Here is a 3796-nt window from a genome sequence, read left to right as displayed (position 1 = left end):
TGTTTTCATTAGTTTTGAATACAAAATGATATTTTGTGATTATTTATTGTACCAAATTACAGCGGGAACCGCTGTATTTTGAGGAATTGGATTTTTTGCATTAGTGCTAGATGGAGTTATAAAATCCTCAACCAGCCAATCACTAGAAGGAAGATTAAGTTTGCTGACCAAAACAACAGCAGTATTCATAGTAAGCCATGCGCGAGTCGATCGCCAACCTTACCGCTTGGAGCGCCGATGCTTCTTAAAAAGTGTTGACTTTGCCACAGTTGCCAAACTCGAAATGCGGTGTAAAGGGTGCCGATGATGACTAATATACTAGAAGAAAAAACGCGACTGAAAATTTGCTCGCTGACAATTTGAATTGCCAGAACTAACAAATAGAATCCAAAAACAGCCCGCAGGTTGGGGTGACGTATCCACACCAAAAATGCAATTCCAGGCAAGAGCAAGCCAATCACGATCGCTACCTGGAGCCAAATCTGCACAAAACTCCGCTCTGCCTCGCTGTAGTCGATCGCGGCTTGAATCGGCAGCAGATTTGCGACCATCAGCCAACCGATCATTAGAGTCAGGACTGTTGCACTGACAATAAATGAAAGTATCGTTTTCCAGGTCATGATGGCTCGATCGCGCCTGAGATGGACATAGAGCGATAAGTTAAATGGACAATGGTCGATCGTCCCATATTTCCAGCGGTACTGGCCGCAACCTTCCCGCTACTTCTACACTCGGCCAATTCGGATCGAATGTCAAATTTTCCAACGTTCCATCGCTGTGAATTACAAAGGTATCCTCAATTTTTGCTCCCGACAAACTCGGATTCCAAGCCACAGCCATATTTTCGGCTAACATATCTGAAGTAGCCGGATTTGCCACAACTTCTCGCGCCAAATATCCGGTAGTTCCGCCTTGATGGTGTTGCCTAATTGCTTGAGGATATCCCTCCTCTTCGTAAGCAGTTTTCAGCGTATCATAAACCGCATTCAGCGATACTCCCGGCCGGCACGAATTCAGCGCGGCCGCTTCAATTTCTCTGACTTGTCGGTGCAACTCTGAATGCTTTTCTCCAAGAAAGTCAAAACTGACAAATCTGGTTAAATTTGCATACAAACCCCATCCCCTCGCGCAAAATACTAACATTGCTTGCCGCCCAATTTCTTCGGCGGTTGCTGTGGCGTGGCGGTACAGCGGCAAACGCCTTTCTCCAGCAACTAATGTCAGGGCTGGATGCAAACCTCTGGCCCACAATGCCTCTGCACCGGCTCCCGCTAGCTGATATTCTGTCCATGTTGGTTTTGCTGCGGAAAGTACCTCTGTCATCGCTTCGCTGGCTAAACGCCCGACTCGCCGGTATCGCTCTAATTCGCTTGACATCATTGTCTGTTTGCGAGACTGTAAAGATGCGATTATTGGGGTTTCTGTGGGATAAATTGGCCGATCGCTCATGACGTTACCGCCACCAGTAATTTCTTTGACAAAAGCTTCGCGCTGTGAAACATCTGCCCAAGGATAGATGTGTATTTGAAAGTTGGCTGGCAATTCTTCATCTTGCAAGCGCTGGGCTTCGATTTCATCGGTGAGAACCCAAGCGTTTTCGGCGGTAATTAATATTTCTGCAACTCCGGTTTCTGCGGTTAGCAATACTGTATGGGAACCGCCGGCTGTGGCCCAGGCAAACCAGTCTGTACCGCGCAAGCGAAGGGCGATCGCTCCTGTTTCGGTTAAGGCTTTGCGGATGAATTCGAGTTTGCAGTCAACTTCTGGGTTTAATGAGTTTATCATCTGCTTTCTTGCATCTAAATTATATTTTTAGGGCGGGCGGGACACCCCACGAAGAAGGAAGAAAATCAATTATTTGAGTCAGCATTTCCTCAATCTAAAATCTAAAATCTAAAATAGATGGATGGATACGGCTTGCAATTCTTTAGCTTTTTCTTCGGGTAAAGCGTCGTTGGCAAACATTCCGGCGGCTAGTTCGGTTCCTGCTAGATATTTTAGCCGATCGCTCGATCGATAGGGCGGATAAAATTGGGCGTGCAAATGCGCTTCTGGATGGGCTTTCCCGTCTGTGGGCCCTTGAAACCAAGCCATCAAATAAGGGAACGGGCGGTGCCACAAACCGTCATATTTGAGGGTGACGGTTTTTAAGGCTTTAGCGAGTGATTGACGCTGTTTTTTGGTAAGATCGATAAACGTGGCAGCGGGGGCGATCGGCGCAATCCACACTTCGTAAGGGTAGCGGGCGCAAGCGGGGACAAAGGCGATCGCCTCTTCGTCTAAATAAATAATTCGCTGTTTGTCGGCAATCTCTTTTTGAATCAAATCTTGCAGCAAACCGCTACTGTTTTTTTGATAGTAAACCGACTGACATTCTAACATCCGCGCTGGCACCGGAGGCACGAAAGGATAAGCGTAAATTTGACCGTGGGGATGGTGCAAAGTTACTCCGACTTCGACGCCGCGATTTTCAAAAGGCAAGACGTATTCAATTTCGGGATTGCTGCCGATAACTGAAGTGCGATCGGCCCATACTTCTAACAGCAATTCTAAGTGAGATAACTCCAAAGCGCCGAGGGAAGCCAGCGGATCTTGAGTAAAAACTACTACTTCGCAAATGCCCTTAGCGGGAAGAGTTTCCACAATACTTGCAGGTGCGTTTTTTGCCTGCAAAGTCAGCGATGGAAAGCGGTTGTCAAAAACAGCTATATCGTAATCTCCCGGCGGCAATTCTGTCGGGAATTTGGGATTAATTGTAGCAGCTAGCGGGTTGTATTCCGGCGGCGGCATGAAAGTTCTTCCCTGACGGTGGCTGGCGTAGGCTACCCATTCCCCGCGCAAAGGATGCCAGCGAAAGTGCGGGTTCGCCTGTACGGGTTCATTGCTGGGACTTACGGCCGCGATTCCTTCTGGGATTGGGTAGCGGCTGTAGAGTGTGAGTGGGCGGCCGTCTGGTTTTAGCAATGTTTGGACGTACATTTTGGTTGGGGCGGGCGATCGCTTTTAATAGATGTTAAGAGTATAACTTCGTGCTTGGAGAATTCGCGCCTATCTAAAGTCGCAAATTATGTTAAAAAGATACTCGGCGGTTGAAACCGCGTCTACACGCACGAAGTCCGCCTGCGCGGACTGAAGAATAAAGGAGGTATTTAAGTGTGATTTGTTATGGGGAGTGCGATCGCACTTTCGTTAGTTTGCACCATTGCCATTGATATCGAAGTTTTCTATAATAGGAATCTCTGAAGGTGAGGATGCGACGATTCGCAGGTTTATATCAACTATTATTTGATTTTTATCAACAACTACATTTGCTTTTTTTATTAAGAATTTTATTGGTAAACAATCGCCTGATTCAGGTTCGGGAGACGACTGAGTTTTATATCCTGCGTCCTCCAGCCATTCACAAATCTTCCTCCAGTTTTCTACCTTTTCATCACCTTTGCCTACAAGATTTTTTACGTATTGGTATAAAGTATTACAGAAATCTACGGCAATCCCCTTGGGGTTTTTACTGAGCGTTTCGGCAATTTCGGTGGGACTGTGACCGCAGAGTAGGCCCCGTAGATGTTGTTTCTCTGTGGGCGTGAGACGCTTGCCTTTGGCGGATGCGAGGTCTGTGTAGAGGGTTTCTAAGTCCCAGTCGCGGGCAGCTTCGGGGAAGCGATCGTTAGAGGATGCCATTGCAGGGGATAGGTTTCTGGATTTTTTATAATCAAAGTCTAATACCAATTCACTATGAAGGTACACTAAAATCTAGGGTAAAAGTAGAGGAAATCCAATATGGCGAACAAACTTC

5 protein-coding genes are annotated in these 3796 nt (G+C 46.8%); all 5 read right to left on the bottom strand.

The genetic code is table 11. The features are described from left to right. Positions 1 to 39 precede the first annotated feature (39 nt). The 5 genes from QUA13_RS31875 to QUA13_RS31855 all read right to left on the bottom strand — a co-directional run bounded on the left by QUA13_RS31875 (position 40) and on the right by QUA13_RS31855 (position 3681). Complete coding sequence (locus QUA13_RS31875; RefSeq protein WP_333205012.1) at positions 40 to 189, bottom strand: hypothetical protein; 150 nt, start codon at positions 187 to 189, stop codon at positions 40 to 42. Then, a complete protein-coding gene (locus tag QUA13_RS31870; RefSeq protein ID WP_333205010.1) occupies positions 186 to 620 on the bottom strand; it encodes a hypothetical protein in 435 nt (144 codons plus the stop codon). Before QUA13_RS31870 ends, QUA13_RS31875 begins: the two co-directional genes overlap by 4 nt. A gap of 40 nt (positions 621 to 660) precedes the next feature. Beyond that, on the bottom strand, positions 661 to 1785 hold the full coding sequence (locus tag QUA13_RS31865) for a M24 family metallopeptidase (protein WP_333205008.1): 1125 nt from the start codon (positions 1783 to 1785) through the stop codon (positions 661 to 663). Between the two features lie 108 nt (positions 1786 to 1893). After that, positions 1894 to 2979: a galactose-1-phosphate uridylyltransferase gene (gene galT / locus QUA13_RS31860; RefSeq protein WP_333205006.1), complete on the bottom strand. Its 1086-nt coding sequence runs from the start codon at positions 2977 to 2979 to the stop codon at positions 1894 to 1896. A gap of 210 nt (positions 2980 to 3189) precedes the next feature. Then, positions 3190 to 3681, bottom strand: coding sequence for a helix-turn-helix domain-containing protein (locus QUA13_RS31855; RefSeq protein ID WP_333205003.1), 492 nt, complete (start codon positions 3679 to 3681; stop codon positions 3190 to 3192). Positions 3682 to 3796: the final 115 nt, after the last annotated feature.

This window comes from Microcoleus sp. S28C3 (genome assembly GCF_036700785.1).
Taxonomy (GTDB): domain Bacteria; phylum Cyanobacteriota; class Cyanobacteriia; order Cyanobacteriales; family Microcoleaceae; genus Microcoleus; species Microcoleus asticus.
Note: the sequence above shows the minus strand (reverse complement) of the source record. Positions and strands in the feature narration are given on the sequence as shown.